This window comes from Paenibacillus sp. Soil766 (genome assembly GCF_001428105.1).
GTDB lineage: Bacteria > Bacillota > Bacilli > Paenibacillales > NBRC-103111 > Paenibacillus_E.
This window is the reverse complement of record NZ_LMSJ01000001.1, coordinates 361,348-376,520: the sequence shown is the minus strand read 5'-3', so window position 1 is coordinate 376,520 and position 15,173 is coordinate 361,348. Positions and strand designations below refer to the sequence as shown.

Below are 15,173 nucleotides of genomic sequence, written 5' to 3'. Positions count from 1 at the left end.
GGCATTTTTTACACTATTATTTGAGAACGCTGTTTTATAATATAAAACAAAATTAAAGGAGTGAGCAATTTATGAAAATTATCCGTTTTATAAATGAAGGGCTTTCACAGCTAGCTGCAGTTAATGACGAAGGGCAAATTTTCGTGTTGCTGCAAAGCGATTTTTTAGCTTTGATTCAAGAAGCTGACGAAAAAGAGATTTCACCGCTCGAGTTGGTTTTGAAAATGATCGAAGGCAGTGAAGCGCTAACATGTCAAGTAGATCAGCTGGAGCTACTCGTTCCAATTGAAGCGCCAGAAGTATGGGCTGCTGGGGTTACCTATGAGCGAAGCAGAGACGCACGGAATTATGAGGCGACCGAAGGCAGACTGGATGCCTTGACCTTTTATGATAAAGTTTATGACGCTGTGCGCCCGGAGATTTTTTTCAAATCGACGGCTGCCCGAACGGTAGGTCCAGGCGGCGAAGTACAACTCCGAAGCGATTCCGTGTGGCAGGTGCCAGAACCGGAGTTAGGTCTTGTTCTAAACGCTATGGGGAAAATCGTAGGATACACCATTGGCAATGATATGAGCTGCCGGGATATTGAAGGCGAGAATCCGCTCTACCTGCCTCAGGCCAAAGTATGGAAGCGTTCCTGCTCCCTGGGACCAGCGATCCGTTTAGCCGAAACGGTAGACGACCCTTACAACTTGCAGATTACAAGCCGAATATATCGCAATGGGGAAAAAGCTGTCGAGGGAACGGCTAATACCAATCAGCTAAAACGAAAGCTTGACGAATTGACCGAATTTTTAATTCGGGATAATGAATTATTTGACGGGACCGTGCTTCTGACGGGAACTTGTATTGTGCCGCCTAACGAGTTTACACTCGCTCACGGAGACCGGATCGAAATTGAGATTAGCGGTATTGGGAAACTTGTTAATCATGTTGTAGGTGCAGGAAGCTAATCTATAATTATCAGATTGGTAGATAACATACATTTAAGGAGGAATATATATGACATCCGTATTTGTTGGAGGGCAAACTTATTTAAACTATATAAACGGTGAATGGTGTACAGCCGGCGCTGGGCACACTGTTCCCAGCATAAACCCAGCTAAAAGAACTGAAGTCGTGGGCTATGTCCAATTGTCGTCATTGGAGGAATTGAACCAAGCCGTTGCCTCCGCCAAAGCGGCGCAGCAAGGTTGGAGAAAGCTATCGGGATCGGCGAGAGGGGATTATTTGTTTAAAGCGGCTAATGCACTTGAGAGACGCATCGATGAAATTGCCGAGACGATGACACGGGAAATGGGCAAAACATTGCCGGAAGCAAAGGGCGAAACTGCACGAGGGATCGCAATCTTGCGCTACTATGCCGGGGAAGGGATGCGGAAAATCGGGGACGTGATTCCCTCCACGGATAGCGAAGCGCTGATGTTTACGACCCGTGTGCCCCTTGGGGTTGTCGGAGTTATTTCACCTTGGAATTTTCCAGTGGCGATTCCGATATGGAAAATGGCGCCAGCCTTAATCTATGGCAATACGGTTGTGCTGAAGCCTGCTCAGGAGACAGCCGTAACGGCTGCCAAAGTCGTGGAATGCATCTCTGAAGCGGGACTTCCTGCAGGTGTATTAAATATGGTGACAGGCAGCGGATCTGTGATCGGGCAAGGTCTTGCAGAGCATCCGGATGTAAACGGAATTACGTTTACCGGCTCCAATCAAGTTGGCAAACGGGTCGGTCAAGCGGCACTAGCAAGAGGGGCGAAATATCAGCTAGAGATGGGCGGGAAAAATCCGATCATTATCGCTGAGGATGCCGATTTGGATTTGGCTGTCGACGCGACGATTAGTGGCGGAATCCGTTCGACAGGACAGAAATGCACGGCAACAAGCCGTGTCATTGTATTGCGTGTTGTGTATGAAGCTTTCAAAGAAAAACTTCTGATCAAATTAAAAGGTATAACAGTTGGTCACGGTCTGGATGCCGGTACATGGCTTGGCCCTTGCGCCAACGAAAATCAGCTGCGAACGGTGCAGTCCTACATTCAGAAAGGGATAGAGGAAGGAGCGGAGCTTATATTCGGCGGAGCATCACCGGATCACCCGGATCTCGCCGAAGGCTTCTACATTCAGCCCACCGTGTTCGATAAAGTAACTTCGGAAATGGCCATAGCCCGGGAAGAAATATTCGGCCCGATACTCGCGCTAATTCAGGTCGAATCCATGGAAGAAGCAATTCAACTGGCTAACGATTCGGATTATGGTCTGAGCGCTTCTATTTACACGCAAAGCATAAGCAACATTCTTTTGTTTATTCAAGATATGGATGCCGGTTTAGTAAGAATTAATTCCGAGACAGCTGGGGTGGAGCTGCAGGCTCCGTTCGGCGGAATGAAGCAGTCTAGCTCTCATTCGCGCGAGCAAGGCCAGGCGGCCATTGAATTTTTCACATCGATAAAAACGGTATTTCTCAAAGCGTAAGCGTGCTATGAAACCTAATTCGGAAGGGTGAGGGTTGATGACAGAGCAATTAAAATCGATTATGGCAAATGAAAATAACGATTTGTTTACAATCCGTACGCACACGCAGGGCCCAAAAGGCTCATTGCCACTAACAAAAGAAATGTTATTGCATGCTCCAAGCGGAGAATTGTTCGGACTTACCCAAAATGTTGGGATGGGGTGGAAACCGTCTCGCCTGAAGGGTAAACAGTATCTGTTGTTAAGCACGCAAGGAGGCATACGTAAGGAAGACGGGAGTCCAGTTGCGCTCGGCTATCATACTGGTCACTGGGAGGTTGGCCTGCTGACGCAGGCTGCTGCAGAGGTGATCACAGAAAGCGGAGGGGTTCCTTTCGCCGGATATGTGAGCGACCCTTGCGACGGTAGGTCGCAGGGCACGGAAGGCATGTTTGACTCTCTTCCTTACCGCAACGATGCAGCGATCGTTTTCCGGCGACTTATCCGCTCCTTGCCTACACGTAAAGGAGTGCTCGGTGTGGCGACCTGCGACAAGGGACTGCCTGCCATGATGATTGCTCTCGCCGGGATGCACGAGCTCCCTTGCGTAATTGTGCCCGGCGGAGTGACATTACCTCCCACGGAGGGCGAAGATGCCGGGAAAATCCAAACTATAGGTGCAAGGTATGCTAATGGCGAAATCAGCCTAGAAGATGCTGCCGACCTCGGCTGCCGGGCTTGTGCCACACCGGGCGGAGGCTGCCAGTTTCTTGGAACGGCAGCTACTTCGCAGGTTATTGCAGAGGCTATGGGCATGACGGTGCCTCACGCTGCGCTTGCACCATCAGGACAGCCCGTATGGGAAGAGATGGCCAGGCAGTCGGCCCGCGCGATGATGACGCTAGAGGAAAAGGGAATCCGGATGAAGGATATATTGACCGAAGCGTCCATCCACAATGCGATGGTTGTTCATGCGGCCTTCGGCGGATCGACCAATTTACTGCTGCATATCCCTGCTTTCGCTCATTCGGCAGGGCTGCCCATTCCGTCTGTTCAAGATTGGATTCGTATCAATAAAGCCGTACCAAGGCTAGTCAGCGTATTGCCGAATGGTCCGGAATATCATCCGACTGTGCGCGTGTTTTTGGCCGGAGGGGTACCGGAAGTGATGCTGCATCTCCGACGTTTGGGGGTACTGAAAGAAAATGCGTTGACCGTAACCGGTGAAACGCTGGGTACTGTATTGGATTGGTGGGAAACGAGCGAGCGCCGTCAACGAATGAGAAGTCTGCTTATGGAAATGGATGGCATCGATCCGGACTACGTAATTATGAGTCCAGAACGTGCCAAAGAAAGGGGGTTGACCTCGACGGTTACGTTTCCTACTGGGAATCTGGCTCCGGAAGGCTCGGTGATTAAATCGACGGCGATTGACCCGTCAACTATTGGAGAGGATGGGGTATACCGCCATCGGGGCAATGCCAAGGTGTTTACCTCGGAGAAAGCGGCAATCTCGGCAATAAAGAAAGGCGGCATTCAAGCCGGAGATATTATGGTGTTGATTGGGCGCGGACCATTGGGTACCGGGATGGAGGAGACCTATCAATTAACCTCAGCACTAAAGCATTTGCCGGTCGGCAAATACGTATCCTTAATTACCGACGCCCGGTTTTCGGGCGTATCCACAGGTGCCTGCATCGGTCATGTTGGACCTGAAGCGCTAGCTGGCGGTCCGATTGGTAAACTGCGGGATGGAGATACGATCGACATCGTAGTTGACCGAAATCGTTTGGAAGGCAGCATTCATTTTCTAGGCGATGGTGGCGAATTGCTGCCCCCAGAAGAAGGAGCCCGTGTGCTTGCTGCCCGCGACCCTCACCCAGAGCTCGCCTCAGACGAAAAACTACCAGCAGATACTCGTTTATGGGCTGCCTTACAGTCTGTCAGCGGTGGAACCTGGGCAGGGAGTGTTTATGATGTGGATCGAATTCTCGCTGTATTGGAAGCAGGTACAAAAGCATTGGCTGTGCAGAACAATTAGGAGGGGAATGATGAGATGACCCCTATTACGAACCCAATTTTGCCTGAGTTCAATCCCTGTTCCTTCTATTTTTAGGGTAGATGATAATTACTATATTGCCACATCCACGTTTGATTGGTTTCCCAGTGTTCAAATTCATCATTCAAAGGATCTTATACATTGGCAGCTGCTTCGTCACCCATTATCAAGAAAGTCTCAAATAAATATGGAAGGCAACTTGGATTCCAGTGGACTCTGGGCGCCATGTTTAAGTTATCATAACGGTGATTATTATTTGATCTACACGGATGCAATAAGCAGAATTGGAGCTTTCAAGGATACCCATAAGACGATGATGGGCGCAAGTGGCTCGTCACTATGCTTTGGGACGGGAATAAAGTAAGACCTGTTCAAAAATACGAGCAATTCACAAATCATATAATAAAAGATTGATCTACCAATGTAATGTAGATCAATCTTTTTTTGTATTTTTATTAAGAAAATAAATGTTTGTTTTAAAAGTAAATAAGCGCGTTTATGTAGGAACATTTGTGTCGTTAGATTTTTCCGACAAAAATCAATGTCCAATGACATAAATGTACCTACAAACTTATTCAGTAAAAGCTTAAGGAATCAGGTTTTTTTATTTTTATGTAGGAGGATTTGTGTCATCAAAAAATGCACAAATGTCCCAACATTGTAGTCTTGCGACACAAATTCACCTACATTATAGGAGATCGATTTTCAGATCGGATCACTCAAGAAATTCTCCACTTGCCAACAAAATAAACTTAACCGCTCCGCTAACGGGCAGGATCCTTGAACAAAAGCGAAACTTATACAAGCACTAAAACGTCTTATTTTTCAAGGGATTTATTATGCTGATAACGAAAGTAATGCTACCAAAGGGGGGCAGATTGTTGAAAAAGGGTAAATTAACTTTTTTTACACTTACAATTTTGTTACTGCTTATCGGATTCTTAGCTTTTTATTTTAACGATAATCATCAACTGTATGGAAATGATAAAGATTCCATAGTAAAAGTAATTAAATCTATTAAAGGGTATGAAAACAAATCAATTGAAATCCTGGAGGTAAAAGATTTCATTGATCTAAGGGTTGTAGGATTTTTATCGGACAATAGTCCAGGCTACATTCAATTCAGAAAAAATAAAGATGATAATTTTGTTTGGAATTATGTCCAAGTAAGGGATGACGAAACATTTAGCTCATTCATTCCTGACCCTCTTCGTATGTTTATGTTTGTTGCCAATAACGAAAATGAAATTGCTAAAATGCAAGTAAGTATAAATGGACAGAAATTGGAGCAAAAGTTTATTCCTTATAAGGCGACTGTTGCTTGGGTCGATTTTCCCGAAACCGATAATAGCCAATATGAATTTAGAAATTATAAGTATTATGATAAAGACGGAAATCTAATAAAAGAAAACAATTAGCTCGTTGAACTAAAGGGTAACGATAGCTCAACCGACTACAGACTGAGCCGATATTAACAACTAAACTCCGAGGGACGGGCAGGAAATAATGTGAGGGAGGTTTAAGAAATGTATTGCCCTTATTGCAAAGAAGAACTGAAAGTTAATAATGAAGAGTTATATTGCAAAGCTGGAGATAGTTATTTTTCAAAGCATATGGAAAATGCTTTTAATGTAGCAATAGATAATTCTAAAGAAGTTAAAGTACGGATACCAAAAGTTGAAAATAGTGAAGCAGGAAGATTCTTTTGTGTGAATTGTGGAAGCAAAATGATGGAAATTGAATCTATGCATGAAGTTTGTACATGTTGTGGATTCGAAATAAACAAACGTACGTTCTATGAGATTATTGAATTTAATCCCCATCGTTCATTCAGGTAAAAGAACATTGTAAAAATGAAATTATACTTATTGAAGTAATGAGGAACATATTATGGAGCGACTGCATCGCGGCTGCTCCTCTTTTTCATTCAAGTAGCGGGCAGGATAATTTTATTTGCTTCACGAATACCTCATTTATGTAAAAGAATTAGCAATTATTTATGAAACAAAAATAACCCGAAAATAAAGCTCTTTAATAAACCATAAGGATGAACGTTTATGAGTAGTTGGAGAAGAAAGGGATTAGAATATATGTGTTGGGTTTTATGAACATTTAGTTGACAATGAAATTACTCGGAGAGAAATACCTTACAGAGTTAAACCGGATATTTTCGAGAGCGTTAAAACTTTATTTGAGTGGATGTTACGAAAAAATGAGGGGCTCTATGAAGAATTAGTTGAAGAATATAATAGAATTAATAATACTGATTTTGTTAATTAATTCGAAGAAGGCCAGTCCTTCATATTGCCGAGGGTACATCATTAAACTAACGTAAGAACGAGAGTTGAATAAACAAACATTCCAGGGCTGCCGCGAGAATGAATGGTAGCCTATTACGTTAATGGGTAGATTGCACAATGGTGAAACTTACTACTTGTTCACTCCGTCTAATCTGTTAAAGTAAATAAACAGAGGGAGTGATGAGAGTATGAAAAGGTTTATTTTAGGTTTAATCTGTGGAATGGGTTTAACTGCTACAACTACTGTTTTTGCGTCTGACACAATTCAAGCGTACTTATTTCCAGTCAAATATGAATTTAATGGTCAAATTAAACAATTAGATAGCGATTATACAACATTAAATTATAATGGTCATGCTTATGTACCTGTTCGTTTTGTTGCAGAAAGTCTTGGAGTAGGTGTTAGATATATAAACAGCATAACAGAAGGTAAAGTTATTTCGATTAAGAATGGACCCACAAACGTAGATGAAACCACTAAAAAAGTTTGGGATATTCAATATCGTTTGAACTTAGGCCAGGATGAAAAATATGTGAAAGAACTCCTTGGGCAGCCTGTTGTAGAAAGAACAAATGATGATCATCAATTAGCAGCATGGCGATATGATATTTCCCCTACATCCGGATATAAATATCAAGGACTAACCATTGATTTTAATGGACTGGAGCAGGATAGTATAGGTGCGCAACTTATTGTTTACTGGTCTAATGAAGGTAAGGTAGAAAAAATTGAACTAGGATACAAACACCCTAAATCAGGTAAAGTAGTTATGCATAATGTATTCCCTGATGGCTCAACTTCTGAAGCCATTGTTGAATAAAGAAAGAATAACTTAAAAGAAAACTAGAACTAAAAATATAAGGAGAAGGCTGCCGACTAAATGATCGTCAGCCTTCTCAGCTTAAAGGGCAGTTTAGTATGGTATCAAATAAGGTACTAGAGAAAGATAGAACTATTTATGCAAACTAAGTCGTTATATAGTTTGATTATAGTTTTCTTAGGAAGGAGTAATTATGCTTGCTTAAGCTTATCTTACCAGTTGTGATTTCTTTAGTATTGTCACTGATTTATATTATCAAGTTTAATAAAAATCATAATAGTGTCACTATAATGTCAGTCGGGGCAGTTATTAATATGGTTTGTCTACTATTGGGTATTGTTTATTTTGTACTAACTTCGCAAGATGGTTTAGCCGTGGTTGGACAAATGGGTATTTATGCTGTATGTTTTGTCGTTATATTATTAATAAACGTTATTACAGTCATTGCCTTGAAAAAACGTAAAATCTAAAAATAATTAGTTCCTTCAGTTGAGTTGAACTAACATAAGAACGTTTGTTCAATGAAATAGTGGTTGTTTCGGCAGCCGTTTTTTTTTGTTTGCTCAGCAACCTGGCAGAAGCGCGTGGTGATAGCTTGTGTTCAAGCTACCGCTTTTTTGAGCTGTTTGGGAGTAATACGCAACTATCAATGTCTTTGAAGCGTCTAAAAATATGGGATTATTTGTTAGTAAGAAATTGTGTGTGCTATACACAGCGAGTAATCCTAGAGCTGGAATTGGAGGGATAGATATTGAAGCACTTTGCATTAAGTTGCTTAATTTTTACGTCTATTGTTTTATCGCAGCTTCATTCCGCAACGGCCATAGCAGCCCAACAAGACTTGAAAGAGAAAAAATTACCAGGTGCACTTATTCTAACGGAGACACAAACCGTATTATACGACTCCCCTAATGGAACCAAGATCGGAACTTCTTCCTTTTCAATAGTGAGCGTACTAGATGCGGAACCGGAATGGCACGATCGAATCATAAATGAATCCGAGCCATTGATTTGGTACAAGATTGCTACCGAACAAGGGGAGTCTTGGATTAGACCGAGTCATCCCGAATTCCCTGAAGATTTTTTTGAATGGGTACAAACGTCAGAAGAAGAGGTTTTATACGATGAACCATTAGAATATGGGAAAACAACATATACGATTTCTCAGCAGCCAGTGAAATCTATGGGTACTTATCAAGGATATTACCGAATCCAAACATGGCTTGGGTACAAATGGATCAAACCGAAGCACAAGCTCGTTCCTTACTACATTCCGACGAATGAATACATTAGCTTGAACGCGACAACGCCAATATTTGACGCTCCCGAGGCGGACGCGAATGTCATCGGGTATTTAAGTGCATCACAGTCAGTGAATACTTTCGAACGAATTAATAGGGATTGGTTTCATATCCACACGTGGTTGGGAGAGCAATGGATAAATCCGTCGTATTACCTGCCAAGAGATGTGCAGACAAGAAATGAAACTATCGAGTTAAAGGGAAATACCCCAATTTATTCGTTTCCCAACCGCGAGGCCAAAGTACTCGGAACGCTTGCCCCGCAGATTGTCTCGGTATTCGAGAGCGGCAGCGGCTGGCATCATATTCATAGTAGTTGGCTTGGCGACGTTTGGATCTATATAAGCGACCCAGCTGCGGACCCGGAAATGTATAAACCTCCGACTGTTGTCGTAAATCAGTCGATTGCCGGAACATGGAACTCCGTTCAATATGATCCCGCATCTACTGGGACTAGAGGATTTCCGCTAGCCCCATCGATCGGTATTGATTGGGCCCGAGATACCAGTTTTTCTTCGGGTATTGTCTCGTTTGGAAAACCAGTTCCCTTCCGTTTTGCATTGGCTAATGCTAGTGATGAGCCGATTACAATAGGTCAGGAAGAAAACATCATAATAGAGGTGTCGCGAATAACAGGTTCCATCTATGACCCCAAGATTGAGACTGTTTGGAGGGGCACGTTACCAACATTATCTTACGATTTTAAAACGAAAATGTTGAGCGCAGAGATAGATTTTGACTGGGACGGGAAAGACTCGGACGGAAAGCCGGTTCCATTCGGTGAGTATATGGCGCGTATAAAGCTTCCATGGACGATCCTTTACAGCATTGACGGGAAAAACGAAGCCTTGTCGCAAAAGGTTGAAACATCCGTTCTTACTAAACGCAGTTTTATCATAGGTGCCCCATGAAAATCACAGGTGGGATATTTTAGACCCATTATTGGAATAAAACCATAAGGGAAGAAGATTGTTCCCATAAATATATGTTTTAGATTTTAAAGGATGAAGACTGCGGCATCGCGGATTTAGTTAATTGGCAACGGTCCTGGGGAAAATGGATTTATTAATGGATTGTTATCAGACAATTACAGCGATTTCAAGTTGATATTAAAAAAGTATATTGAAATGTCCGATGGGGTACATTTAGCGCCTCAGCATGTCCCTCAAACAACATACTGGCTTTATATTGATGGACTTCCCGTAGGATACGGGAAGATAAGACATTACTTAAATGACAATCTTAAGAATCATGGCGGGCATATTGGGTATGTTATAAGACCCTCTTGTAGAGGTAAAGGTTACGGAAAATTAAAGCTAAAACAAATGTTGAAAGAAGCAAACGACTTGGGAATACAAGATGTGCTGCTAACTTGTAATGAAGGAAATATTGCATCCAGAAAAATTATTGAGAGTTATAATGGGGTCTTGACAAGTATTAATACGGGGAACTGTAAATATTGGATTAGGACATAAAAACAATATAAATATAACTCTTGCACGAGTAATTGACATTGCGCTAACGAGGAACGGTAGCTTAATAAACCGACAAACGGAGGTTTTACATTGAAATCGAAATATTCCTTCTATGGTGTGATTGCTTCAATTGGATGCATAATCCTGTGTGCAATTTTTCTATATTGGAATCCTTATTCAAGTACAGCCGCGAGTAATGAAACGGTTCTGATTATTTTTTAAAGGTTAGTTACAAATAAAGGAAATACACACATGATGGTGAATATCATGGAAGTCTAAGTATTGGTATTAGCAAAGTGCATGAATAATGCTGCTAGATATATTGTAACAAAATAGGAGGTTAATGATTTGGTTTACACTAAAGCTGTGATAAAAGAACCGTATTATGACTGTCCAGTTTGGATTGACAGTGACATCATTCGTAAAGCTCACGTTATTTTGACTGAAAGTAGTTCAACTAAAGAGGTTGAATTGTTCTTAGTACATTTATTTGGATACAACAATATAGATGTTAAGGAATCATTCGAGAAATCATTTAAGCAACTATTTGATGAGGATGAGGTTGTAATTCTAGGTGGAATTGCTTTTTTCGAAGATGAAGATAAATTCATTTTGCCAAGTTGTTGCTGCGGCTTAGAAGACTTGGTACTCGTTAATGAATCAATTATCAATAAAGTTAGTCCTTGGTTGGGGCATGATCCTAACCCAGGGATTGAGTATAGTAATAACGGTATTGTTAAGGTATGGTCAGATGAGCCGAGCAAAGAGAACGTTTTTTTTATTGAATTTAAGTATGATGAGTTAATCCATGCTTTAGAAGATACTAAAAAGGAACTATTAGGCTTCATTGAAAAACCGTTGTATCAGTGGCTGGATCATCGTGACAAATTTATCGCAAACGAAATGGTAAGAAAGATGAAGCAGTGGTTTTTAAAAGAAGAAAACTGCCTGTAAGGGATTTAACTTGATTTCGAGGCACATATTGAATCACTGCCCGTGCCCGATCTTTAATACGACGGGTAACCATAGCGAAACAACCAGTTCATTAAAGTAACGGCGAACGAGAGTTGAGTAATGTTACACGATTGAAATCTTATTTTCATCTGGTATTAATCATAAAGGGTTATAATAATAACCGACCCCCTTTAAAATATAAACTTAGACTCGCAGCCCGTTGCTGTGGGTCTCTTTTTTTGTTAATAAACTATCTGGCAGGATTGCACAACAAAATATGGAATTATTCCATAAAGTTGTTTCATTAGGGGGGATTTACCGTGTTACAGGGGGAAAAGGTGAAATTAGTTCAACTTGAACGTGACCATACAGAAGGCTTGTACAATGCTTTAGCACATTCTCAAGTATGGGAATTTGTATTAACGAAAGTAAGAAGATATGAGGACATGGATAAAATCGTTGAAAAGGCGTTAAAAGGCAAAGAACAAGGAAAAGAATTACCCTTTACATTAATTGACTTGGAGACTAATGAGATTCTGGGTACTACAAGAATTGGAGATATTTCAATTTCACATCGAAGTGCAGAAATTGGATGGACTTGGTTAACTCCGAGTGTTTGGAGAACAGGCATAAATCCTGAAACTAAATACCTGTTATTAAAGTATTGCTTTGAAGAAATGAAACTTAGGAGAGTTCAGTTTAAAATTCATGCAAGGAACGAAAGGTCAATAAGAGCCGTTGAAAGACTGGGTGCTGTGAAAGAAGGAGAACTTAGGAACATGTTGGTCTGGGACGACAGGGATAATGGAAATCAAGTTATTTTTAGCATTCTTGATACTGAATGGGATATGGTAGAAAAACGTCTAAAAGGTTCATTAAACTAACGCAAAGAAAACGATAGCACAATAATCAGGTGCAGATGCCTCGGCATCTGCTCCCTGATTTCATTAAAGTAACGGGCAGTTTAAAGGGATAAAATGTATGATATAATGGGCGATAATTGATAAAGGGGCAATCAGTATAATTAATCATTACGAACAACTTCAATTAAACACGGTCTCCATTCAAAGGGAGGAAGTCAATCGTGCTGTTTCGAAAAGCTATTACAACCGATATACCGCAGTTAATAAAATTTCGTAAGATATTGCTATGTCATGAGGACAACAGTAGTATGGATGAAACATTTAGAAACTATTTTGAATCCTCATTAGCAGACAAGTCACTCGTTGTATGGGTTGCTGATGACGATGGATTAGTTGTATCAACGGTATGTTTTTGCATATGTCGATTTTTACCACGATTTGAAAACCCTTCTGGATTGGTTGCATACATGGCTAATGTTTTCACAATCCCAAATTATCGTCGTCAAGGTATAGTATCCAAACTTATTAGTGAAGCAATAGAGGATTTGAAGACACAAGAAATTAGAAAAATCCTGCTACATTCGTCTGATATGGCTAAACCTGTGTATGAAAGTCTTGGTTTTATAGAAGGAAAGAACTATATGTCAATAAATATTTAATGTTAGAACTATCTCACAGAGCACAGAGAGGGGAATTGGGATGACAAAACCAGCTCTCCTGCCATGAATGAAAAAGCTTATTTGAGGATGTATAAATGAGTGGGCAAATATCTTTATTGAGAGCGGTATATCCAATCCAAAACAGTATTTTGAACAGTTTCAATAAACCTAAACTGCTACGCTAACGGATAATATAGTTTAATCATGACTTGATGGCAGCTGACAAACGACCGGCTGCCTTTTCTCCGCTAACGATCAAGATTGAATGGAAAATATTTCTTGTAATAACAAACACCAAATGTGATAATGTTTGGAAAACTTTGATTGGAGATGTGTTGCATTGGCATCTGACCCGATTTTGTTTTCAATACCAGAGGCGTTTGAAAGTAGACGTTTACTTATTCGTGCTCCAATTTTAGATGATGGAATCAAAGTAAATGAAGCGATAAGAGAAAGTATGGAAGAATTAATTCCTTGGATGCCATGGGCACAAACCATGCCTACACTAGAAGAATCAGAGGCAAACATACGAAAAGCGAGATTAAAATTCTTAGAACGCTCCGATATGAGATTACTCATATTGTTAAAGGAAACTGGGGAATTAATTGGCAGTAGTGGGCTTCACAATATTGATTGGAATATACGAAGATTTGAGATTGGTTACTGGGTTCGTTCATCTTTTGGAGGGCAAGGATATATGACTGAAGCTGTAGAGGCTATTTTGAATTTCGCGATTCAAGAGTTACAAGCTAACCGTGTAGAAATTCGATGTGACTCAAAAAATATAAGAAGCTATAGAGTAGCCGAGCGGTTAGGTTTTACTTTAGAAGGAATTATACGAAATGATGATCTTTCTGTTGATGGTTCATTGCGTGATACTATGGTGTTCTCTAAAGTCCGCGGTGTGGAGTTTTAGCAATCCTGTGTCAACGAAGCATTAAACATTTCGTAATTACTCTAACTGGGAACGTCTGTTCAATAAGAAACTAAGACGAGGCTGCCGGCAACAATTGGCAGCCTCATTGAAGTATCGGACAGTATACTTCCAATTTGTGTTAATATTTAACCTTTAGCTTAGAAATCAGGAGTGAACTAATGTATATCAAAGAACTTAGGGATCGTACAGGCGATTTACCATTAATCTTAGTACGACCGACATTAATATTGACTAATAATGAAGGAGAAATATTGCTTGTACGACACAATGATGATTCTTGGGGATTGCCAGGTGGCTTATTAGAGCCTGGAGAATCTGTTGAAGATGCATTAAGAAGGGAAATGGTAGAAGAACTTAATATAATTATTAAAGACATGGACTTCTTCCATATTTTTTCTGATGCAAGATTTTATATTAAATCAAGGACACATTATGTAGCCATAACTTACACAACAAATAAATATGAAGGCACAATACAGCCTGACAGGAATGAAGTAATCGAGTATGGTTACTTTAAACCAAATAAATTACCTGAAAAGACCATGGAAATGATAAAAATAATAATAAAAGAATTTACAGACACAGAACAAAATTAAGGCGATTTTGAGAGTGTATTAAAAGGAGTCCACGACCACCCGAAGTTTTTCATTTTAAGCTGACGAGAAACAATAGTAAAATAAAAGGTTGCTTCGGCAGCCTTTTTTATTTTCCTGCTAACGGGCAGTTTTCATCAACAATTCATTTTATTAATATGGTAGAATATGTATCTATATATGAGTGGACGAGGTGACTAAAAATGAATTCTGTTGCAAGTGTAAGACTAGCATTCTTTACCGATGCTGAAGAACTTTCTAGACTAAATCAAGAGTTTAACGGTGGTGTAAAAAGACCTCCAACTAAGATAATTGAACGTCTAAATATAAATCGTAACAACACGGAGAAATTACCGAACTCTATGTAGAAGAAGATGCTCGAAGAAAAGGAATTGCAATTGCAATTATTTCTTGTCTGGAAGAAAACCTTAGAGAACGCGGAGTAAAAAGTATGAAGGTACTGACAGGAAGAAGGAATAACGCTGCAATTAGAACGTATGAACATTGCAATTATGTTAAAGATGATGAACAGATGTTAAAGAAAAGGTTGTAGGATTAAGCTAACGAGAGAACGTTTGTTCAATAAACACACCAATGGGAGGCTGCCAGCATGATCGGCAGCCTCCATTACGTTAACGGGCAGTTTTGCGTGGTGGCAGCTCGTGGTTAAGTTGTACTATAATCTAACGTGAAACTATAGTTGAACATAATAAGGAGCAGTTCTGCAGCTGCAGAACTGCTCCTTGTTTTTATTAAGCTA

The 15,173-nt window shown here is 40.6% G+C and carries 15 protein-coding genes and 1 pseudogene; all 16 read left to right on the top strand.

The genetic code is table 11. From position 1 onward, the window contains the following. The first annotated feature begins 71 nt into the window (after positions 1–71). The 16 genes and pseudogenes from ASG89_RS01245 to ASG89_RS37320 all read left to right on the top strand — a co-directional run bounded on the left by ASG89_RS01245 (position 72) and on the right by ASG89_RS37320 (position 14,966). On the top strand, positions 72–953 hold the full coding sequence (locus ASG89_RS01245) for a fumarylacetoacetate hydrolase family protein (RefSeq protein WP_057308481.1): 882 nt from the start codon (positions 72–74) through the stop codon (positions 951–953). A gap of 49 nt (positions 954–1,002) precedes the next feature. Further along, complete coding sequence (gene gucD / locus ASG89_RS01240; RefSeq protein WP_057308480.1) at positions 1,003–2,472, top strand: alpha-ketoglutaric semialdehyde dehydrogenase GucD; 1,470 nt, start codon at positions 1,003–1,005, stop codon at positions 2,470–2,472. A gap of 37 nt (positions 2,473–2,509) precedes the next feature. Further along, the gene (locus ASG89_RS01235; RefSeq protein ID WP_057308479.1) at positions 2,510–4,492 is read left to right on the top strand and encodes a YjhG/YagF family D-xylonate dehydratase; all 1,983 of its coding nucleotides are present in this window, start codon (positions 2,510–2,512) and stop codon (positions 4,490–4,492) included. A gap of 15 nt (positions 4,493–4,507) precedes the next feature. Continuing rightward, positions 4,508–4,870: pseudogene (locus ASG89_RS35275) on the top strand (family 43 glycosylhydrolase); the annotation flags it as partial. 521 nt (positions 4,871–5,391) lie between these two features. After that, positions 5,392–5,928: a hypothetical protein gene (locus ASG89_RS01230; protein ID WP_057308478.1), complete on the top strand. Its 537-nt coding sequence runs from the start codon at positions 5,392–5,394 to the stop codon at positions 5,926–5,928. A 108-nt stretch (positions 5,929–6,036) separates the two neighbouring features. Continuing rightward, positions 6,037–6,348 carry a hypothetical protein gene (locus ASG89_RS01225; protein WP_057308477.1) on the top strand — a complete coding sequence of 104 codons (312 nt, stop codon included), beginning with the start codon at positions 6,037–6,039 and terminating at the stop codon, positions 6,346–6,348. Positions 6,349–6,998: 650 nt separating this feature from the next. Beyond that, the gene (locus ASG89_RS01220; protein WP_057308476.1) at positions 6,999–7,631 is read left to right on the top strand and encodes a stalk domain-containing protein; all 633 of its coding nucleotides are present in this window, start codon (positions 6,999–7,001) and stop codon (positions 7,629–7,631) included. 197 nt (positions 7,632–7,828) lie between these two features. After that, complete coding sequence (locus tag ASG89_RS01215) at positions 7,829–8,101, top strand: hypothetical protein (RefSeq protein ID WP_057308475.1); 273 nt, start codon at positions 7,829–7,831, stop codon at positions 8,099–8,101. A 281-nt stretch (positions 8,102–8,382) separates the two neighbouring features. After that, positions 8,383–9,843, top strand: a complete 1,461-nt coding sequence (locus ASG89_RS01210; protein ID WP_057308474.1) for a hypothetical protein — start codon at positions 8,383–8,385, stop codon at positions 9,841–9,843. A 162-nt stretch (positions 9,844–10,005) separates the two neighbouring features. Continuing rightward, positions 10,006–10,407, top strand: a complete 402-nt coding sequence (locus ASG89_RS01205; protein WP_235549539.1) for a GNAT family N-acetyltransferase — start codon at positions 10,006–10,008, stop codon at positions 10,405–10,407. Between the two features lie 348 nt (positions 10,408–10,755). Next, positions 10,756–11,361: a hypothetical protein gene (locus ASG89_RS01200; protein ID WP_057308473.1), complete on the top strand. Its 606-nt coding sequence runs from the start codon at positions 10,756–10,758 to the stop codon at positions 11,359–11,361. Between the two features lie 338 nt (positions 11,362–11,699). After that, positions 11,700–12,245 carry a GNAT family N-acetyltransferase gene (locus ASG89_RS01195; protein ID WP_235549538.1) on the top strand — a complete coding sequence of 182 codons (546 nt, stop codon included), beginning with the start codon at positions 11,700–11,702 and terminating at the stop codon, positions 12,243–12,245. Positions 12,246–12,445: 200 nt separating this feature from the next. Continuing rightward, positions 12,446–12,883, top strand: a complete 438-nt coding sequence (locus tag ASG89_RS01190; RefSeq protein WP_057308471.1) for a GNAT family N-acetyltransferase — start codon at positions 12,446–12,448, stop codon at positions 12,881–12,883. Between the two features lie 340 nt (positions 12,884–13,223). Further along, positions 13,224–13,799, top strand: coding sequence for a GNAT family N-acetyltransferase (locus tag ASG89_RS01185; protein WP_057308470.1), 576 nt, complete (start codon positions 13,224–13,226; stop codon positions 13,797–13,799). Positions 13,800–13,978: 179 nt separating this feature from the next. Next, the gene (locus ASG89_RS01180; protein WP_057308469.1) at positions 13,979–14,416 is read left to right on the top strand and encodes an NUDIX domain-containing protein; all 438 of its coding nucleotides are present in this window, start codon (positions 13,979–13,981) and stop codon (positions 14,414–14,416) included. A 346-nt stretch (positions 14,417–14,762) separates the two neighbouring features. Beyond that, positions 14,763–14,966, top strand: a complete 204-nt coding sequence (locus tag ASG89_RS37320; protein ID WP_321166462.1) for a GNAT family N-acetyltransferase — start codon at positions 14,763–14,765, stop codon at positions 14,964–14,966. The last annotated feature ends 207 nt before the right edge of the window (positions 14,967–15,173 follow it).

Excerpts from the sequence above, each read along its gene's own strand:
- ASG89_RS01245 (WP_057308481.1), top strand. The coding sequence starts at position 72 with ATGAAAATTATCCGTTTTATAAATGAAGGGCTTTCACAGCTAGCTGCA.
- gucD (WP_057308480.1), top strand. The coding sequence starts at position 1,003 with ATGACATCCGTATTTGTTGGAGGGCAAACTTATTTAAACTATATAAAC.
- ASG89_RS01235 (WP_057308479.1), top strand. The coding sequence starts at position 2,510 with ATGACAGAGCAATTAAAATCGATTATGGCAAATGAAAATAACGATTTG.
- ASG89_RS01225 (WP_057308477.1), top strand. The coding sequence starts at position 6,037 with ATGTATTGCCCTTATTGCAAAGAAGAACTGAAAGTTAATAATGAAGAG.
- ASG89_RS01220 (WP_057308476.1), top strand. The coding sequence starts at position 6,999 with ATGAAAAGGTTTATTTTAGGTTTAATCTGTGGAATGGGTTTAACTGCT.
- ASG89_RS01180 (WP_057308469.1), top strand. The coding sequence starts at position 13,979 with ATGTATATCAAAGAACTTAGGGATCGTACAGGCGATTTACCATTAATC.